This window comes from Catenuloplanes niger, assembly GCF_031458255.1.
Lineage (GTDB): Bacteria > Actinomycetota > Actinomycetes > Mycobacteriales > Micromonosporaceae > Catenuloplanes > Catenuloplanes niger.
Genome location: NZ_JAVDYC010000001.1, coordinates 133,089 through 156,481, shown reverse-complemented (window position 1 = coordinate 156,481; position 23,393 = coordinate 133,089). Strand labels below are relative to the sequence as shown.

Here is a 23,393-nt window from a genome sequence, read left to right as displayed (position 1 = left end):
CGTGGCCAAGGCCGTGTGGCCACCCGGGATCTCATCGACCGTCTGTTGGTACCGGACGATCCGGGTCAGCACCAGGTCGATCAGGTCCGCCGAGTCGGCGACTCGGCGGAATCTGGCCCCGCGAAAACCGTGCCACCTAGGTTTCGCACAGCAACCGTCGCTTCACCCCGTCGCGAGTTCAGAACCTCATGGATTTGCAGTTCTACGGAACTCCGGGCGCCGCTCACCCGTCGATAGTCGCCGACACCGTCCCCCGGAATCAATTTCAGCGGGTAGAAAAGTGTGTGAGTACGGTGCGGAAGGCGCCTGGCCGCGGACTGCAACTATCCGTCACCAATCATCGCGCTGGTCTAGGCGCCTCGGTGGCGCTGTGTGAGGCCGTTCGGAAGCTGCTAGAACTCAGCGAAAGATGATCGCCACCGGCGCGGCCGTCACCAGTAGGAGTCGTCGTTCCAGGACTCGAACGTGGCGAACTCCACCGGGTCGTCGTCGCGGTCGAGTGGGACCAGGCCGTCGGTGCCGTATCGGCCGCGCAGCCAGGCCAGGAGCGTGTCGATCAGCCCGGCGGGCAGCGGCGGGCCCTGGTCCGCGTGCCGGGGATAGACGATCAACGGCCAGGTGTCCGGGTCACCCTCGGTGAGCCAGCCGAGCTCGTCACCGTCGATCGAGCAGGCGAACGGCAGGAAGCCGCCCGGCTCGGGCCAGGCCGGCAGCGGATGCTCCTTCGGCCAGTCCGCGCGGCTCTGGCGGTAGACGTCCAGGACCTCGGTGACGTCCGCCAGGAAGCGGTCGCGCACCGGCGTCCTGAAGCGCAGCCACTCAGCCCAGATGCCGCTGCCGTAGCGGTCCATCAGCGCTACGTACTCGGCCGGGAGCCGGGTGCCGAGCAGGTCGAACAGCGAGTCCCAGTCGCCGCCGCCGAGGTACGGCCGGTCCGGCGGCGGGACCAGCGCGGTAAGCGCGGGTAGGCCGGAGCCCTCGGTCACCGCGGCCCGCCGCTCCTGCGTGATCCTCACCGGCGGTGGCGGCTGCCACGGGCGCGCGTCGGGCAGGAACGCGGTCGGGGCCGCCGTCGCCGCGAGCGGGCCGAGCCGGCCGCCACCGGGCAGCGGGAGCCCGTCGCCGACGAACGCGGCCAGCGTCTCCGGCAGCGGTGTCTCGTACCGCTGCCAGGGGTTGATCTTCTGGCGGGCCGCGTCGCGGTGGAAGACGACGACCGGCCATCGGTCCGGATCCGGCCCGGAGGTGTCCCAGAACAGCTCGTCCGAGCGGCGCGTGGTACCCCAGGCAAGCAGGCCGCCGGGCGCCGGGTGGAACGCCGGTGGCTCGTGCGGCGGCGCGTCCCGCGAGGCGATGCGCGTGCTCCGGTGTGTGTCGGTGAGCCACCGGCCCCAGTCGAAGTGTCCGAAGTCGCCGTCCTGGACGCACGGGACGTGCAACCAGACGTACTCACCGAGGTCGAGCGGGCCGTAGGCCGACGCGATCGCCTTGTACGACGCCGGGAGCGTCAGCCCGAGCCACCCCTCCACCGCCGCCCAGTCGACAGGCACGGTCCGGGACGGCGGAGGTCCGAACGTTTGAGCGAAGTCCACGCCCGGGATTGTGCCAGCGGGGTCGGACATTCTCGGGGTAGTACGGTTCGTGAGCCGGCGGCGCCGCTGCACCTCAGTGGCTCGCCGGGCGTTGACCTTTGCGGTACGCGGCAGGAAACCCGTTCACGTTCCGCGACCGTACGGGCCGGAGCCGCCCCACGGGATGTCCACCTGAGCCGATGCGAGTGACGTACGGGGAAGGGTCACCGCTCCGACGAGGAGCCGGGGAGATAGGCGGTCGAGTTGTTCCGGCGGGCGTGCAGAGCCGCTGTGGCGCGGTGGTGTTCCGTGGCGGGTAGCCGTTCGGTGGCTTCGTCCGCGGTGAAGAACGCCCACACGCTGAGTTCGCTCTGCTGTAGACGGATCGGCGCGTCCCGCGGAAGGTCGCCGCAGTCGAAGAGCAGGCTGATCAGCGCGCGCCGGCGATGTTCGGCGGGAGGTGCGAAGTCGACCAGGAGCAGCCGGCCGGGCGTGATCCTGAGTCCGAGTTCTTCCTCGAGTCCACGGGCGCATCCGTCATGCGGGTACTCGCCGGCGTGAAGGTAGCCGCCGGGCCACGCCCACACGTCCTTGTAGACGGGCTTGACGAGCAGGATCTTGCCCGTGCCGGATTCGGTGATCAGCGCCGCGGTCGTGGCGTGGAACGTGGCCAGCTGGGCGTAGAACACGTCGGGCTCGGACCAGGCGCTCATCGGCAGGACGGTAGCCGATCCGAGGCGGATCATGTAGCAGCCAGCCCGCCTATCCCGCTTCCGTCACTCTGACGTGAGCGCCCGGAGCAGCGTTGCGCCCTGCCGCGGACGTTGGTTGACGAGCAGGTCCCCGAACGCCGCCAGGTCAGCTTGCCCGTGGAGTAGGAGGTGGAGTTCTCGTGAATCGTCTGAAATGGCGTTTCTGAGGGGGTGCGGATTACCGACTCCGGAGGCGTACGATCCGCTGAAGCGCTCTTGAAATTGCCGGACCTCCGGGATGTTCGCCTTAGAGGTTCGCAGATCAGGGGCGCGAGCGCTGAAGCTCGGCAAGTACTGTCGCGTCGGGTGAGAGTGGTCGGGCCTGACGAAGAGGGCAAAGGCGGCTGCGGGGTCGGGTACTGTGCGCCGGAGTCGCGGCAGGCCAGGCAGATGGAGAACGCTCGGCGCGGGTGCTGCACGACCGGCAGCGCAGGATCCACGTCCCGGTCACGCGGCGTGTGTCCGATCTCCGTCCCCGTGCGGTGCATCCGCGCGCCTTTATCGGGCAGTGACAGCCACCCGTTCATCGACATGGTGGCGACGCTGCGCGACCGGCCGCGGTCCCGCAGGCATTCATCCATTTTTGTCATGGTATGCACGAGGTGCATCGCTCGCCGCCGCTCGTCGTCCGTCGGCTCGGCGGCGATCTCGGCACGCAGCGCTTCAGCGCCGCGGGCCGCGGGGCGAGCCCGGCGCCGCAGCAGCGCGGCGCCGAGCGGAAGAAACGCGCCGACGCCGCCGATCGGCAGCGCGGCGGTGGTCACGATCGGGTGGCTCCGGGGATGCTCGCCCAGAAGTCGCGCAGGATCTCGGCGCCCTTGGCGGGCTGCTGCAGCATCCAGTAGTGGCTCAGTCCTTCGACCTTCACGAGTTTCGCGCCGAGCCGCCGGGCCATGTCCTCGTCCTGCTCGACGCCGCTGAGCATGTCGCCGGTCGGGGCCAGCAGCAGCCCGGGGGTGGTGAGCGGACCGGTGATGGCCTGTCCCCAGTCGGCGTGGAAGTTGGGCCAGGCCGAGCGGTAGAGCGTGAGGATGGCCGCGCTCATCGTCTCGTCGTGGACGGCGTCGACCTCCTTGGCGATGTCCGGGGTCATGCCGCGGCCTTGCAGGATGTCGCCGAAGGTGCCGCCGCTGCCCGGCGTCGCTGTACGCAGCCCCGTCAGTGATTCCTCACCCGCGGGGCTGCCCTGCCACAGAGTGGCGGCGTCGTGCCAGCGGTAGTCGGGGTGCCAGCCGTGGGCGACGTCGGACACCCAGCTGCGGACCGGCACGTCGTCGAAGGCCGTCACCACGCGCATGGCCAGGTGCCCGCCCCAGTCGTGGCCGACCAGGTCGATGGGGCCGCCGATGGCCCGCAGCTCGCCGGCGAGCCAGTCGGCGTAGGCGTCCTTGCCGGTCAGGTGCTCCGGGCGGGCCGATCCGAACCCGGGCAGACGCAGCGCGATGCTGTCGCCGGGAATGTGCTGGCGCACGCCGTCCCAGATCGCCGGGGTCTCGGGCACGCCGTGCAGGAATACAACGGTCACGGTGGACCTCCACAGAAGTTGATAGGCTATCGACTTGACCGTAACGGTAAACCGATAACCTATCAACTTAGATGCAGGGGTGAGGGCCGACACATGCGAGCGGACGCGGTACGGAACCGGCAGCGCATCTTCGACGAGGCACGCGACGCGGTCGCGGCCGGCGAGATCGACCTGACCCTCAACGAACTCGCCCGCCGCGCCGGCGTTGGTGTCGGCACCGTCTACCGCTGGTTCCCCACCCAGCGGGCGATGCTCGAAGGTGTCGTGCAGGACGGCGTCCGCAGTCTCACCAGCCGCGCACACCGGGCCCTGGAACAACCCGACGGCGACGAGGCGTTCGCTGCCTTCCTGCGCGACGCGCTGACCATGGCCCAGGAGCGTCCGGGCCTGTTCACCGTCCTGATCTCCGGGACCGACGAGACCGAGCAGACCCTGCAGGCCAAGGCCGAACTCGCCGACGCGGTCGCGCGGCTGCTCGACCGGGTCGACCCCGAGCCGCGTCCGGCGCCCACGATGACCGCCGAGTACCTGCTCAAACTGCTGTGCGGACTGATGCACGCGCTCAGCGAACTACCGCCGGACAGCCGTGCTGACGCCACCGGCGTCTACGTCGGCATGGTGATGCGGGGCATTCAGCCACAACGACGGTGAACGGCGCTCACCGCACTTCATGCGCGCCTCGTCCTCGTACCGGCCCCGGTAGGTGACGTCGGCAAGCCCGGCCGCCGATCCCGTCCACGCGTCCAGTCCTACGGCGTCGTCGGGGCCGCCGGGCGTCACCGGCGGGCCGGTCAGCCGAGCGTGAGCCGTTCGATGAGGCCGACCGCGTCGTGGTCGGCGTAGACCTTGGCGAGGCGGCTGACGTTGTCCCGGATGTCGTCGTCGGCGAGCACGGTGGTCACGGCCGACGCCACGGCCGACGCCGACGGGGTCGCGGTGCCGAGCGTGGCGCCCAACCGGTGGTGCGCGATGCGGGCCGCGTTGGCCGGCTTGTCCTCGGTGGTGCCGGCCACGATGACCGGCACGCCGGCCGCGAGCGCCTGGTGCACCCCGCCCGCCCCACCGTTGGTGATGAACACGTCCGCCAGCGGCAGCAGCCGGTCGAACGGGAGGTAGCGCGAGACGTGCGCGTTCGCCGGCACCGGGACGGACAGCGCGGCCGGGTCCCGGCCGCCCAGCGCCACCACCACCGTCACGTCGAGCGCGGCCAGCCCGGTGAGGGCCGGTTCGACCAGTTGCGACAGGTCGCTGTTCATCAGCGTCCCCTGCGTCACCGCGACCACCGGGCGCCGGCCGTCCAGTTCGGGCCACCACGCGGGCGGGGTCCAGCCCTCGCTGTCGACGGCCGGCAGCGCGCCCACCAGGTGCACCGATGACGGCAGGTCCGGGCGGTCGAACTCGAACCCCGGCACGGTCAGGACCGCGGTGGCCTCCGGCCCGAGGATCGCGGCGTCGAGCAGCGGCGCGACCTCGCCGACCGCGCCGAGCCCGTGCAACAGCTCACCGAACCGGTCCCGCACCGCGCCCAGCGCCGCCGCGAACACCGCGTCCGCGGCCGCCTGGTCCTCGCCCGGCCCGGCCGGCACCATGCCCATCGGCCCGGGGTTCGGACCGTGGACGAGCGGCATCACGCTCACCCCCACCCACCGCAGCGGTCGCGGTCCGGGCGCGCCCATCGCCGCCGGGAACGCGCCCAGGAACAGCACGTTCGCGATCAGGTACTGCTCCGGGTCGTCGGCGAGCAGGCCCTGCAACGACCGGTGCTGGTCCGGCACCGACTCGACGAACAGGTGCGTCCAGTCGAACGCGATCGACGCCGGCCCGGCAGGCAGCGCCCGCCGCTCCCGCTCCGCCATGATCTCGGCGACGTCGTAGTCCGCTGTCCCGCCCAGCGCCACGAACCGCATCCCGGCCCGCTCCACCGCATCCCGGTACCCGCTGCCCGCGAGCACGGTCACCTGGTGCCCGCGCGCCGCCAGCAGCCGCGCCAGCCGCAGCATGGGCAGCGTCTCGCCCGGAATCGGCGGCGTCGCCACAATGATCTTCGACATCCTCAGCCCATCTCCCACCCGGCCAACGGGCGTCCACTGTAGACAAAAACCTTCCCGGGGGTACGGCGGAAGCCGCGCCATGCCGGGCGGAACCGCCGCCGAGGCAGCCGAACCTGGAAGGCGGAAGCAGCCAGGCCGGCCGTCAATGTGCTGTGGGGTGGCCCCGCTGCGCCTCGGCGACCCAGCTGAGGAGCATCTGCAGCGCGTCCGCCGTCACTGTGCCGGGACGCGGAAGGTACACCAGCAGGGAGCGATCGGGCCGAGCCGGCACGGTGAGCACCTGGTAGTCGAACTCCAGCGGACCGGCGACATGATGGTTCAGGTGGACGACGCCGATCCGCTTCTCCCGTACGTCACCCCTGGCCCAGAGCCGGCGGAACTCGTTGCTGCGGATGGCGAGCTCGCCGATGAGCGACGTCAACCGCGCGTCGTCCGGCCATCGACCGGCCAGAAGCTGAAGGTGTGCGACGATCTCGGCGGCCGCGGCTTGCCAGTTCCCGTAGCGCGTCCTGGCGTCCGGGGTGAGGAACAGCTGCCGGGCCGAGTTGGGTGGTTGCGTCATGCCCGAGACCTCGAACACGGCCTCGGCGGCCGCATTGGCCGCCAGGATGTCCATGCGTGTGTCGACGAGCAGCACCGGCACGTCGCCCATCGCGTCCAGGAGCCTGGCCAGCGGCTCGTCCGTGGCAGCCGCCGACCGTAGAGCGTGGGACGAGGTCGCATCCGCCGGCCGGACGAGGTTACGCAGGTGTTCGGTCTCCACGTCCGACAGCGAAAGCGCACGCGCGACCGCGCAGAGCACCTGGTCGGAGACGCCGGCTGTGCGGCCCTGCTCGAGCCGCACATAGTAGTCGGGACTCACGCCCGCCAGCAGAGCTACCTCTTCACGCCGGAGACCGGGCAGGCGGCGGCGCGTGCCACCGACGGGCAATCCGACCTGGTCAGGTGTGATCCGGTCGCGACGCGTACGCAGGAACGCCCCGATGTTGGTCTCCACGCGCCAACTCTAGGCACGACTGCGACGGTGAAGGGGTGGCCCTGCTGGAACCAGGTAACCGGAGGCCTGGCTCGCGGCTGTCACCGCGTTTCGCCAGGTGTCTTATGCGCGAGCTGTACGTGCCGCGTCCATCTCGATGACGACCTTCCCGAAGGACTCCCGGGAGGAATGCCGTGAGTAGGCAGCCGGGGCGTCGAAGAAATCCACCACCCCATCGATTACCGGCCGCACGCGCAACCGGTCAACGGTGGCCACCAGGTCGTCCTGGGCGGCGGAACTGCCCACGGCGACACCGCGGATGCTCGCGGCTTTGACCATCAGCCCGAGCAGGTCCGGAGGAGTGCCGGCGAAGTCGAACAGCCCCACGTACGCGACGTCGCCACCGAACGCGACAGCGGCGATGGACTGATCCATCGAGCGGCCACCGGCCGAGTTCACCACGATCCGCGCGCCACCCGTGGCCGCGAAGACATGCTCACCCCAGGACTCCACCTCGGTGTAATCGACAACACCGGCGATCCCCAGCGCCACCAGCCGGTCGTGTTTGCTCCGGTCGCTGGTCGTCACCCAGACCTGAGCGCCGGCGGCACGGGCGAGCTGCGCGGCGAACAAGGACACACCGCCGGTGCCGAGAACCAGCACCGTGTCGTCGACGCCGAGCGGCCGGACGCTGTAAGGCCGGTTCCCGCGCAGCGCCGTCCACGCCGTCAGACCCGAGCACGGCAGGGTCGCCGCCTCCGTCAGGCTCAGGGTGCGGGGAGCGGCGGTAACGCGGTCCGCCGCCAGGATCGCGTACTCCGCGAGCATGCCGTTCTCGGTACCGGAGCCCAGACCGAGTCCCATGTCGGGGCCCGGCGCGCCGTCCGCCCATCCCCGGAGGTAGACGCTGATGACCCGGTCACCCGTCTGCCACGACTCGACACCCGCTCCGACCGCATCGACGACACCGGCACCATCGCTGAGCGGAACGAGCTCGGGTGCGGCAGCCACGCCGTATCGCCCGTCGAGGACAAGGAGATCCCGAAAGTTGATCGCTGCCGCATGCACCTTGACCCGGACCTGTCCCGGGCCGGGCTGCGGGATCGGAACCACCTGCAGCGTCAGCTCCTGTCCGCCACCCTCCGCCGGCACCAGAGCCCATCTGTTCATCGTGTCGGACTGCATCCGGCAATCTCCCGTTCCGTGCGGTCGACGCCCGGCAAGGGCGTCGGCGGAGGCGATCCCTGCCGCTCGAGTGACGTTGCCGCACGTGACCTGTCGCCGGGAGGGCTCGCTGTTACCTGGGTGTGCCGGAACCACCTTGAAAGTCGGCGGTGAGCTTCCCCCGCTCTGATGGAACGGTGGTTACCTGCCGCCCGGCGGGGTGTCCGCGATGGGTTTCGTCAAGCCTCAGGGGCGGTTTCCGCGACAGGTACGGGTTTTTGGTGCGGAGCATGGCGCGAAGGACGTCGGTGCGGCGGCAGGCGAGGCGGATGATCGCGGCGTTGGGTTTCCTGCCTCGGCGCGCTCGCGGTCGTAGGCCCTGGATGGTGGGTGGGGCAGCGTTGCGAACGCGGCGAGGGAGAAAGAGCGTGCGCGCTGCCGGGTGCCGGGTGCCGGGCTCGCCGGTGGCGGTGTCGGCAGCCGTGTAGGTAGCGGATGCCGACGTGGGTGCGGGGGATGGGTGCCTAGTCTTTAACACAACGGCCGTTAGCTTACGGCCGTTTTGTTATCGGTCATCGAGGACAGGGGACCCACCATGAACGTCAACCGCATCGTCGCCGGAGTCGCCACGGTCGTCGCGCTGGGCGCCGTCGTCCCGGTGGCGGCAGTCTCCGCCGCCTCAGCGGCCACACCCGTCGCGCAGGGCGTGCAGGTCGCGCACGATCACGGGCACGGCCAGCACACGCCGCGCATCGTCAAGGACTGGCTGAAGGCATGGAACGCCGGCGACGGCAAGCGGCTCGGCTCGCTGTTCACCAAGGACGGCCGCTACACCGACCACGCGTTCGGCCCGGTCTTCGTCGGACCCGCGGGCGTCGAGCAGTGGGTGGCCAACACCTACGGCGGCATCGACGGTGTGCACGGCGAGCTGCGCTGGGCGGAGCGGCACGGCGACGAGATCGTCTTCGGCTGGACGTTCAGCGGGCACATCAAGGGTGCGCCGAGCGCCTTCGAGGTGCCCGCGGTCACCGTGCTGAAGGTCCGCGGCTCGAAGATCGCCAGCAACGACGACTACTACAGCTTCGCCGAGGTCGCCGAGCAGTCCGGTCTCCCGGCCGACTGGAACCCCGGCGCCTGAGCCCACACGCTCACCGGCCCGGTCACGGCCGTGGGTGAACGCCGGGACGGTGCGGTACCCGTATCGCCACCGTCACCGCGATCGAGCCCGGCTCGTTCCGAACCGACTGGGCCGGACGTTCGATGGCCCGGGCACCGCGGACCGTCGCGGACCACGACGACCTCTTCGACCCGATCCGCGCCGCCGGCGGCCGGCAGCTCGGCGACCCGGCCCGCGCCGCGGCCGCCGTCCTGCACATCCTGGACGTACCCGCGCCGCCCCGCCATTTGATCCTCGGATCGGACGCGTTGAAGGCGGTCCGGGCCGGCCGGGAAGCCGTCGACCACGACATCGCCGCCTGGGAGCGGCTGTCCCGCTCGACCGACTTCCCGGCCGACGCCGGCCGGGGCCCGTCCCGGTGATCCGTGGGACAGCCCTCGGCGCCGGACGGCCGGGGTGGTCCGCCGTTCAGCAGTTCGACAGTGCGTAGGTGATCGTGTCGATGATCTCGGCGCGGTACCGCTCCACCGGGTCCGGGTGGGCGCGCAGGCGGTCGCGCAGCGCGTCCAGCCGGCCCACCCAGGCGGTCCGGTCGACCGGGTCGAGGCAGTCCTGCGGCAGGGCGCCCCGCTCGGTGCTCGCCACCCCGCGCGCCCGGCTCTCGAACTCGCGCGCCCACGCGGACACGTCCGCCTCGGTGCGCAGATCGCCGGGGGACAGCGCGCGTACCGCCGCGACCATCTCCAGGACCGTGCGGTTCGCCCGGTCCAGCCGGTTCGCCGCGGCGGCCCCGGCCAGCGCCAGCGCCTCGTCGCCGGGCAGCTGCCCGGCGAGCATCAGCTGGAGGAGCACGCCGTCCATGGCGAACCGGTCGCCGCGGCTCCGGCCCGCGCCCGCCAGGTAGTCGTAGACGAACGTGGCGGGCACCGGGCCGCGCAGGGCCGCGTCGTAGGCCGGCTCGACGGCGAGGAAGGAGGTTGCGTACGGCGTGAGCCGGGTCTCGCCGACCCCGCCGAACCGCTCGGCCACCCGCAGCGCGGACCGCAGCCCGGACAGTCGCACGTCGTCCGGGTTCTCCGTGATCACGCGGTCCAGCTCGGCCGCGACGGCCGGCGTGTGCAGCGCGGCGGCGTGCCGGCGGTGGTACGCCTCCGCGGCGGCCCAGTCCGGCGTGTCGATCCATGCGGCGAGCTCCGGGGTCAGCGTGCCCGACGGGGCCGCGACGAGCGTGCCCGCGGTGCGGAAGAGCTCCACGGTCGGCGTCTCCGCCGCGGTCACCACCGATTCCGAGCCCGGCGCGATCAGCTGCCACTCCTGCCCGAACTGCCGTGGGGTCGGCCGCTGCTGCACGGTGACCGGCCGGCGCGCCTGGCGCACGAGCGCGAACGCGTCCTCGGACACCCGCGTGCCCATCGTCGCAGCCACGATCGGCACGGTGCCGCGCCAGGCGGCGTTGCGCAGCGTCCGGTCGAGTCGGCGGACCGCCTCGAGCGCGGTCTCCGCCGACCCCGACAGATCGATGAGTATCACCGGCGGGCCGTCGACGCCGCGCGCCGCGCCGGTGACCGTCTCCAGCGCCCGCAGCGCGTGCCGGCTGGCGAACGCGCCGAGCGTCCGGATCTCCCGGTCCGGCGCGACGAGCGGCGGTGGCGCCTGCGGTGCCGCGGCCGCGGGCCGGTCCCGCGGGCCGGTCAGGTCGGCGACCGGTCCGCGGCCGATGCCGGAGAGGTCACCGAACAGCTTCTCCTTCAGCGGCGGCGGGTCCGCGAACAAACCGTCGCCGAGACCGGTGCCGCCGGTGGACGGTGTGCGCGTCGCCGGTTGGTGGAGCCGGCCGGCGGCACGGCGGCCGACCTGCTCGCCGGGATCCGCGCCGCCCAGCGCCCGGGGTGGCAGCGCCTCGGCCAGGTCGACGGTCCGGCCGCTCTCGTCCAGCAGCAGCACGTCGGTGCCGGGCTGGCGGAACAGTCGCGCGTGCCGGCCGGTGATCTCCCCGCGCAGGCTCTGCCGCATCGTGCCGATCGTGGCCGGCGCGTCCGAGGCACCGTGCCGCTGCCCGTCCAGCCAGCGCATCTCGCCGCCGCCGACCGACATCGCCCAGAACAGGTGGGACATGCCGGCCGACTCCGCGGGGGACCGTACGGCCAGCATGCTGCCGGGGCGGTTGGCCACGTACTTCCACAGCGTGTCCGCGTCGCCCACCGGCACGAACCGGCCGCCCAGCGACCGGGCCAGGTCGTCGGCGCCGCGGACGCCGGCTCCCTCGAGGTCCGTGACGGCGTTCGCGGTACGGCGGTGGACCGCCACGAACGCGCCGAACGCGCGCACCACGCAGTCCTCCGGCAGCATGGTCGGCTCCGCGGCGCCGGCCGGCGTCGGTGCCACCTGGGTCGCGGCGGTGAACGCGCGCACGCGCTCCACCGCCGCCTCCAGCTCCTCCGGTCGCAGCAGGTTGGGCGCGGCCGTGGCGGGCCGCTCGGCGAGCTGCCCGGCCAGGAACCGGCGGCCGCCGACCGGCGTGGCGACGTCGCCGAGCGCCACGGTCAGCGCATGGTCGACGATGTCCAGGCTCTCGGTGCCCGGCCGGAAGATCTCGGCCGCCTTCGCGCTGGGGACGCGGGCGAGCAGGCCGAACGGGATGTCGCTGCGCACCCATGACCGGCCGTTCCGGGACGTGCCGATCAGTGTCAGGTCGAACCGGAAGTAGTCGTAGTCGCTGGCGTGCTTGTCCACGTCGATGGAGAGGCCGGTGTAGGCGCTCGCGCCGCCCTGCGCGGCCGCCGCGCCGAGCGCCGGGTTGGTGGACCCGACCAGTTTGGCGTCACCCTCCCGGGGGCCCATGTCGATCTCCACCGGGCGGACGCCCGCCGCGCGCCGGGTCTCCCGTTGCCGTACCCGGTCGGCCACGGTGAGCGGCACGTTCGTCTTGACGTAGCCGCCCCGGTCCAGCCAGCGCCCGTTGCGCAGCACCGCACGGACGGTGAACTCGTCGCCGGAGTGACCCTTGATGACGTACTCCCCGGTCATCAGCCGGTGCATGTTCGGCGCCACGTTCTCGCTGTGCAGCGCGGTCTGCACCGCCGTCGACGCGGTGGACAGGTGCCCGTAGCCGGGGACGTGCGGCATCGGCCGGCCGGTGTCGTACCGTTCGGCACCGGGCTGCCGGGCGGCCGGCAGCCACTCCGCGAACTTCCCGACGTTGAAGACCTCGAGCCCTTGCAGGTCGGCGGCGAGCCGCCGGGTGAGGTCCAGGTCGGGCCGCAGGGCCGCCAGTGCCGCGCCGAGCGTCTCGCCGTCGAGGACCCGGACGGTGGGCTCGGGCAGGTCGGCGATCGTCTCGGGCACGGTCTCGACGCCGGCGAGCGGCGATGTGCCGGGTGCCGCCCGGTCCTTGGTGACGTGGGTCGGCGGGAGCAGGTGCACCTGGCCGGTCAGCTCGCTCGTCCGGACCGGGGGCTTGGCGGCGGGGAACATCCCCTGGAACACCGTACGCAGCCGGCCGTCCGACACCGAGTCCATGACCTTGCCCAGCCACGCGCCACCGTCGGCGAAGGACGACAGCACCTGCGGCTGGTCGGACGCCTCGAAGAACTCGAGCCTGAACCGTGCCCGGGCGGAGAACTCCTGGCTGTCGAGGTCCGCGGGCGACACCCGCTGGACGAACAGGTCGGTGTCGTTGGCGGCGTCGACGTTCTTCCGGCCCACCTCGGCGTCCGCACCGGTGCCGACGCCCATGCGCAGCGTGCCGGCGTTGAACTTCGCGTCACCGGCCACGCCGATCTTGGCGCTGTAGCCCAGCGCCTCGGTCCGGCTCCGCTGTCCGATGGAGATGCCGCTGATGGTGCCCTTGACGTCCGGGCGGGGCCGCACGTACTCCAGGGGGCCCTCGACCGCGGTGAGCCGGACGCCGATCCGCCGGACACCGCCCAGCGCCCGGTTGATGGTGATCATCAGATGGAGACCGTCGCGGCGTACGGCCCGGTAGTGGTTGCGCACCGACGAGGTGCGGAACGTGTGCTCCAGCGCGTTCATGATGTCCGGGTCGTCCACGTTGACCTTCATGGCCCGGAGGTTGTCCCGGACCGTCGCGAGGACGTCCTTGCGCACCGTCCGGCTCTCGCCACCCACCGTCTCCTGCCGGGTGACGTAGGCGGTCACCTTCTCCACCGGCGCGGCGGCGAAGGCCAGCTCCCGGTCCACCGGGACCAGCACGGACGTCGCCGGGGGCATGTCCCGCTCATCCCTCGCCGGGATCGGCAGGCCCAGCGACTTCGCCAGCACGTGCGGCGTGGACATCTCCAGGCCGTGCGCCAGCTTGAGGTCGAACCGGGAACGCTGCATCGTGCCGCCGGAGAAGCGCTCGTAGGAGACCACGAGGATCGCGTCGGCCGAGTGGCTGTAGGAGCGGCCCTTGTACAGGGCCCGGCTGGCCTCCCGGCCACCGACCCGGGTACCCGTCACCGTGCTCCTCTGCCGGGCCCCGGTCACGTCGACCGCGACGTTGACGTGGTCGGCGCCACGGCTCGCCGCCGGCACCGGCTGCTCGGCCGCCGCACCGGTCTGCGGGGCGTAGTTGGATCCCTGTGCGGAGTCGGCGCCGGGTGCCGCGCCGGAGCCGGAGCCGAACTGGAAGATGCCACCGGGCCCGGCCGTGGCCTGGAGCGTGTACCCGCGCATCGCTGTCGCGCCGGCCTCGCCACCGACCTCGCCGTAGTCACGCTGGCTCGCGGTGTCCGTGGGCTGGGTGAAACGTGGATTCGCCGGCACCAGGTGCAGGCGCAACTGCCGGACGGCACCGTCCCGGCGCCCGAGCGGCACCACGAACCCGGTGCGGGTCATCAGCTTGTCCGCGTGCGGCTCCAGGAAGTCCGGCGTGATGCCCTCCGCGATGCCGGACTCCAGGCCGATCCGGCTCGCGCCCGGCGCCAGGTCGCGCAGCATCGTGTCCAGCTCGGTCGGGGCCGGGGTGCGCCCGCCGTCCACGCCGTCGACGAACCGCTGCATCGCCTCGGCCAGCATCCCGACCCGGTTCAGCCACACGTACATGCCGGCGGTTCCCTCGTCCACACCGGACACCAGGCTCGCCGGGCTCTCCCCGGCCAGCCACCGCTGCACCGCGTCCGCCTCCGTCGCGGTCAGCCGGGTCAGCGCCTCGTTCTTGGGGATGAGGTCCGCCTGGCGGTGCGGGCTGCCCGGCGCCGGTGCGAGGTCCTCCGCGCCCACCCGCACCGGCGCCCAGAAGTCCTTGCCGCTGTACGACCGCGAGCTCACCGGCTTGACCAGATTGCCCTTCCGGTCCGTCACGGCCACGGTGAGCTGGTAGTTCACGCCGTAGCCGAACTCGGTGGCATCACCGTTGACCTTGCGGCGGCGGCTGGCGGCCTGAGCCAGCGCGACGGCGTTCGCGTTCTCCCGCTCCCACATCACCTGGAGGTCCGCCAGCTTGACCCGGATGCCGAAGAAGTCCTTGACGCTCAACCGGCCGGCGAAGTCCACCCGGGTGCCGAATCGGCGGGCCAGCGCCTCACGGATCGCGTCGGTGGACCGGCCCACGCCGCGGGTGTCGACCAGGAAGTCCGGTACGGTCCGGGAGCTGCGGAGCTCGTCGAAGACGGCGGTCAGATTGACGTGGAAGGTGTACTTGCCGACCGTGTAGACGTCCGTGATGCCGCCGTCGAAGAGCGTCCGCTGCTTCGCGCGCATGCCGGGCACGCCGAACTTCAGCGCCAGCTCGAAGAAGCGCGCCTGCCGGGCGCCCTTCCTCAGCTTCCGGCCCACCGCCTTCATCTGCTGCGAGACCAGCAGCAGCACGTCCGGGAAGATCAGCTCCGCGCCGGGCATCTCCCGCATGGTGCCGGGGCCGAGACCACCCCTGGCGGCGAGCGCCCACGGCTCCCGCGTCGGGCCGGACAGCGGCTCGAGGTCACCGGTCACCCACCCGTCCGCGGCGACCACGTGCCGGCGCACGCCGGCCGGGATCGGCGGGATCGTGCCGTCCGCCGCGGCCACCGGAGCCGACGGCGGCAGCGTCTGACCCGGCAGCCGGTTGCCGGTCCGGTCGATGAGCTCGACCGCCGGATCGTGCTCCAGCAGCGTCCGGATCGCGGCGGGGACGCCCTCGGCGAGCTGCATCTGCGCGTAGGAGTGGTTGCTCAGCCTGTCCAGGAACGCCTGGACGGAGGCGAGCGCGCGGTCCTCGGGCACCTGCCGGGTGGGCGGCGTGGGCAGGTGCAGGGCCGGGTTGGGCACCGGCCGTCCGGTCGCGCCGTCCGCCCCGACCGGGATCGCGGCGGTCACCATGCCACGGTCGTTGATCAGATAACGGTACGTGGCCGGGCTGGCCGGACCGGTCTGGCCGTCGCCACGCAGGTGGATGTCCGCGTGCAACAGCGCGAGGAGCCGCAGCGACCGCGGCAGCTCGGCCACCGATCCCAGCGGGGCGGCGCGCCCCTCCACGGCCAGTTCGATCGGGCCCTTCTTCACCAGCATGAACAGGTCCGTGGCGTCCCGCACCCCGCGCGCGTCCCACGGCTCCGCGGCCGCCGTCCGGCCGTTCGGCGCGGTCGTGGCCGTGGGCCGGTACGCCGGGTTCCGCACGTACTCGGCCGACACCACCTCCGGCCGCCCGTTCGCGTCGCCCGCGGCGAACACCGTGCCCTTGGTGAACACCGTGGCGCCGATGACCGGTGCCGGCGCGGCCGGGTCCACGGTGTACCGGACGTCCGGTACGTCCTCGACGCCCGCGTAGTTGTCGCCCGGCGCGCTGAAGCGTACGTTCCGGTGGTTCTCCGCCCAGGCCCAGCGCCCGTCCCGGACGTAGCCCTCCGGCAGCACGAACTCCAGCACCCGGTCCTCGGCCAGGGCCCGCAGGTCGTACGGGGTGGCCGCGCCCTTGCGGGGGAACGCCCTCGCCGCCGGGGTGCCCGCCGGGCGGACGACCGAGTCCTTCGGCAGGCTGAACGCCTCCCGCAGCACCGGCGTCGCCATGATCCGTTCCTCGAACGCGGCCACGTGCGACTCGGGCACGGCCAGCTCGATGAGCGTGTTGCGCCGCACGCTCACCTGACCGAGGTTGGAGTCCAGCGTCAGGTCGGCGGCGACCGTCGCGACGTACCGGACCAGCTTGTCCTTGCGGGTGTAGGTGTTGCGGGCCAGTGACTCCACCGTGGACGTACGGTCGACCTCGCGGCTGGTGGTCAGGAACCCGACGTCCCAGCGCGGCAGCACCAGGTGGTCACCGAAGCTCAGCGGCCACTCGAAGCCGACCCGGCGACCCGCCTGCGAGCTGGCGCCCTTCCCGGACATCTGAATGGTGGTACCGACCATGTCGTTACGGATCATCGCGTCCGCGGTGGTGGTCAGCCGGCGCAGGTCGATCAGCTGCCCGCCGGCGCGCAGGTGACCGTCGATGTGCCGGCCGCGGCCCGCGCTCATCGAGACGTGCGGGGACACCCAGCTGTTCGACGACCACCACTGGTTCTGTTCCTTGGCGCGCCGCGGGTTGAGCATCTGTTCCCGGAACCGGTCGACGAGACGCGCGGCCCGGGCCGCGTCGAGCTCGAACCCGGGCTCGGTACGCAGCTTGTCCCGCAGCGCGATGAGCGGGTCCTCGAAGTCGACCGCGTTCACCGTGTGGTCGACCTCGTGCAGGGCGGCCGGGTTCCGCACCGGCGTCGGCTCGCCGACCGTGGTCGGGTCCACGGCGTCGCGTTCGCTGGAGAACAGCTCCGACACCAGGACCACCAGGTGGTCGTTCAAATCATGGGTCGCCACCGTGACGCCGTCGACCTCCACGACCACCCGGGCGTCCGCGCCGTACCGGAGCATCCCCCAGTCGCTGGCGAACCCGAAGTTGTCCGCGCCGACCCGGGTGCTCGTCGCCTGCGCCCAGCGCCGGGCACCGCCCATGAAGAACCGCGTGATCGGGCCGATCAGTGCCTGCATGGTCTCGTTGGCCACGCTCATCACGAACGTCAGACCGAGCGGCAGGTTCCAGGAGCGGGCACCGCCGACCGACCGGGTGAAACCCTGCTCGGCCAGCCGCAGCTGCAACTCGAGGAAGCCCTCGGCCGGCTTGTCGGTGCGCTGCTGGTACCGCTCGTTCCGGGTCTGGACGAAGATGCGTACGTGCCGGCCGTTGAAGTCCTCCGACACGCCGGCGTCGATCAGGCGCTCCCAGTGCGCCGCGCTACGTGGGGTCAGGTGGTCGCGCAGCCACGACTCCAGCCGCGTGCCGGTGGAACGCCAGGGCAGCGGCGACTCGCCGACATGCGGCTCGATCTTGGTGCGCAGCGCCTGGATCTCGGCCGGGGGAGTGGCCGCGACCTCCCGGACGTGACTGTCACCGAGGACGTTGCGGTCGCGCAGGGACCACGACGCGGGCGGCGCGGTGGCCAGCTCGATCCGGGCCCTGAGCGTCTCGACCTCGCCGGCCGTACGTCCCAGGTCGGCGCGCAGCGCCCGGGCCGGGGCGGAGTCGCCGTGCCACAGCAGGCCCGCCAGGCGATCGCCGACGTTCATCGCCCGCGCCGCCACGCCGGACAGGTCGGGCACCTCACCGGCCCCGGCCGCGCGGGCCACCTCGTCATCGGCCAGCCGCAGCGCGTCGGCACGGGCCTGGTCCGCCCCGGCCTGCACCTCGTCGAAGCGGGCGGCGAGCGCGTTCCACAGGTCCAGGTCGGCGCGCCGCGCGGCCAGGGCGCCGGGCTCGTCGTCCGGCACCGGAGAGGCCAGGTAACCGGAGAGGCGGCTCACGTGCCGGGCGTAGCCGTCGCGCAGCTTCGACGCCCCGGTCTCGTGCGTGTTCTCCGTGTCGCGGCGGTACCCGTCCAGGTACGCCAGGTAGGCCAGCCGGGCGACCTGGCCGGGGGTGAGGGTGGCCGCACCGTCGAAGATCTCGCCCACGGCGGTGACCGCGTCGTCGTACGCCCGTCGCACGGCGGAATCGTCCGCGTCGGTCGCGTCCATCCGGCCGATCAGGCGCCGCAGGTCGTCGATCTCCAGCGTCGCCCAGTCGGCGGCCTGTGCGCGGAACCGGGTCAGGTGGGCGTCGACCACGTCCCGGTCGGCGGCGGCCCTCGACCGGTCGGCGGCGGCGGTGTCCCGCCGCTGGACGTCCAGGTCCCGCAGACCCGGGATGCGGTGCTGCTCCGCGGTGAGCGCGGCCAGCTCGTCGCGCAGCCCGGCCGCGTGCGCGACGGCGTCCTGCTCGGCGGTGCTCAGCTCCGGCAGCCGCTCCTCCAGCGACTCGATCTCGTCGGTGATGTCGTCCACGATCCGGGCCGCCGCCGCGGCCGCCCGGGCGTGCTGGCCGTGACCCGCCGGTGCGCTGCCGGGAGCGGCCCGCTGCGCGGCCTCACGGGCGGCTCGCTGCGCGGCACCGCGGGTCGCGATCGCCTGGGGCAACCGGGTACGCAGGGTCCCCAGCCTCTGTCGGGCCTGCGCGTGCGCGTCGGTGGCGGCGGTGGCCCGCCGGCCGGCCTCCTCGACCCGGGCCTGGAGCACCGGAACACGCCGGTCGAGCTCGGCCGTACGGCTGTCGTGCGCGCCGATGGCGGCGTCGGCGGCCCGCACGGCGGCGTCGGCGGCGTCCCACGCGTCCTGGAAACGCTTCCGGATCGGCGGCAGCCGGTTGCCCAGCAGGTCGTCGATCACGTCGAAGTGCTGCTCCGGCGTGGTGGTCGCCGACCCGGTGGCGACCGCCTGGAGTTGGGCGCGGATCAGCTCCTCGGGTCCCGACGCGCCGGAGGTGACCGACCCCTCCGGTGCCGGGGCGGGGGCGGGCCGGGTCGGCAGCATGCCCGCGGCGCGCCGGCCGAGCGGCGCGTCGATGAGCGCGTCCACCAGGCTCGTCGGCCGGTCGAAGAAGGAGTCCGGGGCCGGCGGCGCGGCCGGCGGTGGCGGCGCGATCACGTGCACGGTGGTGGTGCCACCGGTGACCATCGCGGCGTGGCCGGGGTCGTCCGGGTCGAACGGGGTCAGCGCGTCCGCCGGGTCGCCGGCCAGGTCCACCGCCCACAACCGGCCGTCGTGGGACACCAGCCACCGCAGCTGCGCCGGCCGGCCCGCCGCGTCCGGCGTGTGCACCAGCGCGAGGCCGCCCGGCGTGGTCAGCAGCGTCGAGGCGAGCGCGGCCGGGTCCGTCACCCGCTCGCCGGGCGCGCGGCCGAACAGCCGCATCATGTCTGCCACCGGCATCGGCTGGGCCGCCTCGGCCAGGGCGGCGGGGTCCCTCGTGACCGGCGCACCGAGCACCAGCCCGGCGGCGAGCTGATATCCGGCCCGCCACAGTTCCGTACCGGCGGCCGAGCCCGGGACGCGCAGTTCCTCGCGCGCCTCGGCGACCCGCTCGACCAGGCGTTCCAGCCGGGTCCAGGCGGGGGTCGCGCCGTCCGCCGCCAGCTCTGCCGCGGTGCCCAGCACGGCCCGCATCGCGGCGAGCCCTTTCGGCAGCACGCGCAGCGTGTCGCCGACGGCCAGCACCCGCGCCGACGTCTCCAGCGGCGGCGCGCCCAGCACGCTGACCGGCACGCCCGTCATGTCCGCGACGCGCAACCACGTCGCCATGGCCTCCGCCGCGCGGGGCGGTGCGACCGTGGTGATCCGCGCACCGGTACCGAGCCCGTCCAGCAGGTCGCGGAGCACGCGCTGGATCGTCCCCAGCGCCGCCACGTCCTCCAGCGCCTCGTGCTCCATGAAGAACGCCGGCCCGTCCGCGTCCCGGCCCGCGTTCATGGCGTGCTGGAGCGCGATGCCGTTGACCGGCGTGCCCATCGGGTACGGATGGAAGAACACGCCGTTGTGGAGCGGGATCAGGCGCCCGTCCGGGCACAGCGACGTGAACGGGTCCAGCGTGCCGGTACCGGCCATGTTCGGCTCCCCACCATGCTGCGAGGCGTACTGACACCGCATGACGTGCGCGAGGGCCGGTTGGTTCACATAGGTTTTACACGAACTTCACGCCCGCGCGTTCTGCGCCGACTGTCCACGGCCGGGAGCCGCCCGCGCGAGGGCGGCGGCGCCGCGGTCCACACGTGCACACCGCAGCATCCGATCAGCGGCTCGGTGCGATCGACCGGGTGTCAGACGAGTCGACCCGTGGCCGCGGCACGGACCTCAGCCGTCTCCATGGGGTCGTCGCGCAGGTATCGCAGCCGTTGGCGGATCCGATCGTCCAGCGGCGTTCGCTGCACGGCCAGTAGCCGGACGTCGGCCTCGCAGTCCCCACAGCCCTTCGATGATCTTGCGCTGCGCGCCGGCCGGGTCGAGCGTGGCCGGCGCGCGTAGACAGGAGGCCCGTTCGTAGGAGTGCGGGCTGAACCACAGGCGGTGCAGGCGCTGTAGCGTCGTCGCGGCTGAGGGGCCGCCGATGCGGGCCAAGCCGCCGGCCAGTTCGTCGTAACCGCACCGGTCGTCCGGGCGGGCGTCCAGCCAATCCAAGCCGGCGACCAGAGCCGGAACGTCCGTGGCGTCGCCGTGGGCGGCCATTAGCCGCAGGCCCGTCCAGGTCAGTGGGTGACCGGCCGTGCCGGCCCAGCGGCGGGCAGCCGGAAGAGCGAGTGCACCCAGCTTTGTGATGACGCCGTGCACGTGCCCCGCGGTGCTCCTGTCGGCGAGGTCTTCGGCCAGGTCGAGGAACTCGGGCGCGGGCGGGCGTCGGCGTAGCTCACGGGCGCCGTGGCGGACGTAGCGGCGGACGCCCTCGACTGCCTCATCGACGTCGGCTCGGCCCAGTGCCTCGAGTACCCCGAGGGCGACCGTGAACGCGTTCTCGTCGTCGGAGTCGCGCGGCGGGGCTTCGTACAGTCGGGTAATGACGGGTGCGATCGGCATCCGCAGGTCGCGGACGAGTCGTGCCAGGTAGACATCGCGCTCATCGACCTGCCGGTCCCAGCGGTAGTCACGTCGTAGACAGGCCGTGACCAGGTCTGACGCGTCCGAGGTCGACGCGACCTGATGGGCGCCGCGGCCGAGTCCCCGCTGTAGCGCCCCGGGCACGGTGTTCGGGTTCGCGTAGTGCCATCCGCCGGTATCGCCACTCATCGCGGACAGTGTGGTGGCTCCGCCTGGCGACAGCGACTGCTTTCTCAACAGTCCTGCCCGCGGGTGGTCAAGGGCCGGACGGCGCGGTGGGCACGCAGCTCGCCGGTGTCGTGCGTGCACGCGGGAGCGACCGGCCTGGCTTCGTCACAGCAGGGGGCGCAGCAGGGCGGCGAACCCCTCGGGATCCCTCAGGAAGGGAAAATGCCCGGACGCGACGTGGTGCACGGTGTCCGCCCGGTGAGCCAGCATCTCCTGCGCCTGCGGAGGGAAGGAGCGGTCATCGCTGCACACGACATAACTGCTGGGCACCTCTCGCCAGGCGGCCCGGGTCACCGGCTGCTCCAGTGACGACCGCGACTGCAGCCGGAGCCCGGCCAGCGCGGTCGCGGTCCGCTCGGGAGTCAGGTCGTCGTAGAAGATCTGTTCGGCCGTCTCGACGGTGACGTATCCGTCGTGTTCCCGCCAGTACGGCGGCACCTGTCCACCGGTCAGGCCGAGCAGGGATTCCCCGGCGTCGAGCTGCAACGCGCTGACGTAGACGATGTGCTCGACGCCGCTGCCGGCTTCCACGGCTTGGGTGACGGGCGCGCCGCCGTAGGAGTGCGCCACCACGATCGAGGGTCCGTCGATGCCGGCGAGCACCCGCGTGATCTCGGCGGCGTCCTCGGCCAGCCCGCCCAGCGCCGCGGGGTCGGTACCGGAACTGGGCAGATCCACGGTCCGGACGTCAACACCGGCAAGGGCGTCCACCAGCGGTTGCCAGCAGGACGGGCCGTGCCAAGCCCCGTGCACGAGCACGACAGCCTTGCTCACGAGAGAACCTCCACGCATAGGTTGATCTACGCTGGAGATGCTATGAACCCCGCGGCCGGATGCGCTTGTAACGGCACGTCACGACGGATTGAAGATACGCGACACCATGACCGGCACGATTCACCTCGATGTGCACGGCTCGAACGCTCACCGGGACTTCGTCCGGGAGTGGAGGTCCCGACTCGGGAGCCGGTTCCCGGTGACGCCGTTCAGCCGGGCGACGGTGGCTGACTTTCGCGTCCGCTCGCGCGGGTTCAGCGTCCGCGACGTCCTGTTCAACACCCTGGAGAGCTCCACGGCCCTGCGGACGACGGGCCGTTCCGTCGCCGTCGACGACCACGTCCGGCTGTGGATCGTGCGCAGGGGCGAGTGGCGGCTCGGGCTCAGGAACGGCGCGGAGCAGGTGGTACGGGGCGGCAGGTTCACGGTGCAGGCCGGCCGGTTGTCGCACTTCGCCGCGGCGCCGGGCTCGGTCGGTCAAGTGCTCGTGGTCCCGTCCTCGGCCCTCGGGGCGATGACGCGGGGCCAGCCGGCGGACGGACCGGCCGACACGGCCGAGGTGCGGCTGCTGACGGCGCACGCCACCCTGGTCCAGCGGACCGTCGCGGGGTTGGGGCCGGCGGGGATCGACGCCGCCCGCGAGACCCTCGTCGAGTTGGCCCGTGCGGCGTGCCTCGGCGGCCTGGACGAGACGGAACCCCGGCTGGGCGCCGCGCTCGCCGACGCGGCGCGCCGGCTCGCCGACAGGCGCCTCACCGATCCCGATCTGACCCCGATGACCCTGGCCGGTGAGCTGAACGTCTCCGTCCGCACGCTTCAGCGGGCCTTCGCCGCGGAGGGCCGATCGGCGAGTGCCTACATCCGTGATCAACGACTGGAGCAGGTCCACCGGGCGCTCGCCTCGCCCGGCCGGCGCCTCGCGCTCTCGACGATCGCCGCACGGTGGCGGTTCGCCGACCACGCACATCTCACCCGCGCGTTCCGGCAGCGTTTCGGGTACACCCCCAGCGACTACGCGGCATCGTTCGGTGCCCCGTCGACACCCGCGGTTGACGATCTCGGCAAGACCGGCAGTCGACCTGACCATTGAGCCATCGTCATCGTGACGGTGCGGGTCACGGCGGGACCGGCGGCCCGAGGCCGACATGGGACGACGCTCCCGGCAGGCGGCAGGCGGCCAGGATCCGATCCGTCGCGGCGGCGTGGCCGGGTCACCGGCGCGGCCCAGGGCGAGCGGCGCAGCTTCGACAGGCATTGACAGATGTGCATGGTTGTGGGACTTGCCCATATGGCGCTATAGTCCCGAAAACGTTTGCAATCGACAAAAGTCGATGCGCCACGAACCGGCGGTGATCCAGGCCGAAGCACTGACCATGCCTTCC

General features: G+C 72.5%; 14 protein-coding genes. 4 read left to right on the top strand and 10 right to left on the bottom strand.

Annotated features, from left to right (window positions below):
• Positions 1-431: 431 nt before the first annotated feature.
• The 4 genes from J2S44_RS00645 to J2S44_RS00630 all read right to left on the bottom strand — a co-directional run bounded on the left by J2S44_RS00645 (position 432) and on the right by J2S44_RS00630 (position 3,848).
• Positions 432-1,592 (bottom strand): SMI1/KNR4 family protein, encoded by a 1,161-nt coding sequence (locus J2S44_RS00645; protein ID WP_310407807.1) that lies wholly within the window; start codon positions 1,590-1,592, stop codon positions 432-434.
• Positions 1,593-1,795: 203 nt separating this feature from the next.
• Positions 1,796-2,284: an NUDIX domain-containing protein gene (locus tag J2S44_RS00640; protein WP_310407802.1), complete on the bottom strand. Its 489-nt coding sequence runs from the start codon at positions 2,282-2,284 to the stop codon at positions 1,796-1,798.
• A gap of 29 nt (positions 2,285-2,313) precedes the next feature.
• Positions 2,314-3,087 carry a hypothetical protein gene (locus tag J2S44_RS00635; protein ID WP_310407799.1) on the bottom strand — a complete coding sequence of 258 codons (774 nt, stop codon included), beginning with the start codon at positions 3,085-3,087 and terminating at the stop codon, positions 2,314-2,316.
• On the bottom strand, positions 3,084-3,848 hold the full coding sequence (locus J2S44_RS00630) for an alpha/beta fold hydrolase (protein WP_310407796.1): 765 nt from the start codon (positions 3,846-3,848) through the stop codon (positions 3,084-3,086). The genes J2S44_RS00635 and J2S44_RS00630 overlap by 4 nt, the downstream gene beginning before the upstream one ends.
• Before the next feature lie 93 nt (positions 3,849-3,941).
• Here J2S44_RS00630 and J2S44_RS00625 point away from each other — a divergent pair, with 93 nt between their 5' ends.
• Positions 3,942-4,499 carry a TetR/AcrR family transcriptional regulator gene (locus tag J2S44_RS00625; protein WP_310407794.1) on the top strand — a complete coding sequence of 186 codons (558 nt, stop codon included), beginning with the start codon at positions 3,942-3,944 and terminating at the stop codon, positions 4,497-4,499.
• 140 nt (positions 4,500-4,639) lie between these two features.
• Here J2S44_RS00625 and J2S44_RS00620 read toward each other — a convergent pair whose 3' ends face one another.
• The 3 genes from J2S44_RS00620 to J2S44_RS00610 form a co-directional block, all read right to left on the bottom strand.
• Entirely contained in the window at positions 4,640-5,899 is a 1,260-nt protein-coding gene (locus J2S44_RS00620) for a nucleotide disphospho-sugar-binding domain-containing protein (RefSeq protein WP_310407791.1), read from the bottom strand.
• Between the two features lie 142 nt (positions 5,900-6,041).
• On the bottom strand, positions 6,042-6,896 hold the full coding sequence (locus J2S44_RS00615; RefSeq protein WP_310407789.1) for a helix-turn-helix domain-containing protein: 855 nt from the start codon (positions 6,894-6,896) through the stop codon (positions 6,042-6,044).
• Between the two features lie 102 nt (positions 6,897-6,998).
• A complete protein-coding gene (locus J2S44_RS00610; protein ID WP_310407787.1) occupies positions 6,999-8,060 on the bottom strand; it encodes a zinc-dependent alcohol dehydrogenase family protein in 1,062 nt (353 codons plus the stop codon).
• A 574-nt stretch (positions 8,061-8,634) separates the two neighbouring features.
• Here J2S44_RS00610 and J2S44_RS00600 point away from each other — a divergent pair.
• Both J2S44_RS00600 and J2S44_RS00595 read left to right on the top strand, forming a co-directional pair.
• The gene (locus J2S44_RS00600; protein WP_310407785.1) at positions 8,635-9,177 is read left to right on the top strand and encodes a nuclear transport factor 2 family protein; all 543 of its coding nucleotides are present in this window, start codon (positions 8,635-8,637) and stop codon (positions 9,175-9,177) included.
• A gap of 122 nt (positions 9,178-9,299) precedes the next feature.
• Positions 9,300-9,578, top strand: a complete 279-nt coding sequence (locus tag J2S44_RS00595) for a Rossmann-fold NAD(P)-binding domain-containing protein (RefSeq protein WP_310407781.1) — start codon at positions 9,300-9,302, stop codon at positions 9,576-9,578.
• 46 nt (positions 9,579-9,624) lie between these two features.
• On the opposite strand, the gene J2S44_RS00590 is transcribed toward J2S44_RS00595, so the two are convergent.
• The 3 genes from J2S44_RS00590 to J2S44_RS00580 form a co-directional block, all read right to left on the bottom strand.
• On the bottom strand, positions 9,625-20,025 hold the full coding sequence (locus J2S44_RS00590) for a hypothetical protein (protein ID WP_310407780.1): 10,401 nt from the start codon (positions 20,023-20,025) through the stop codon (positions 9,625-9,627).
• 246 nt (positions 20,026-20,271) lie between these two features.
• Positions 20,272-21,198 (bottom strand): hypothetical protein, encoded by a 927-nt coding sequence (locus J2S44_RS00585; RefSeq protein ID WP_310407777.1) that lies wholly within the window; start codon positions 21,196-21,198, stop codon positions 20,272-20,274.
• 144 nt (positions 21,199-21,342) lie between these two features.
• Positions 21,343-22,011, bottom strand: coding sequence for an alpha/beta hydrolase (locus J2S44_RS00580; RefSeq protein ID WP_310407774.1), 669 nt, complete (start codon positions 22,009-22,011; stop codon positions 21,343-21,345).
• A gap of 223 nt (positions 22,012-22,234) precedes the next feature.
• Between J2S44_RS00580 and J2S44_RS00575 the strand changes: the two genes are divergently transcribed.
• Positions 22,235-23,101: a helix-turn-helix domain-containing protein gene (locus tag J2S44_RS00575; protein WP_310407771.1), complete on the top strand. Its 867-nt coding sequence runs from the start codon at positions 22,235-22,237 to the stop codon at positions 23,099-23,101.
• Positions 23,102-23,393: the final 292 nt, after the last annotated feature.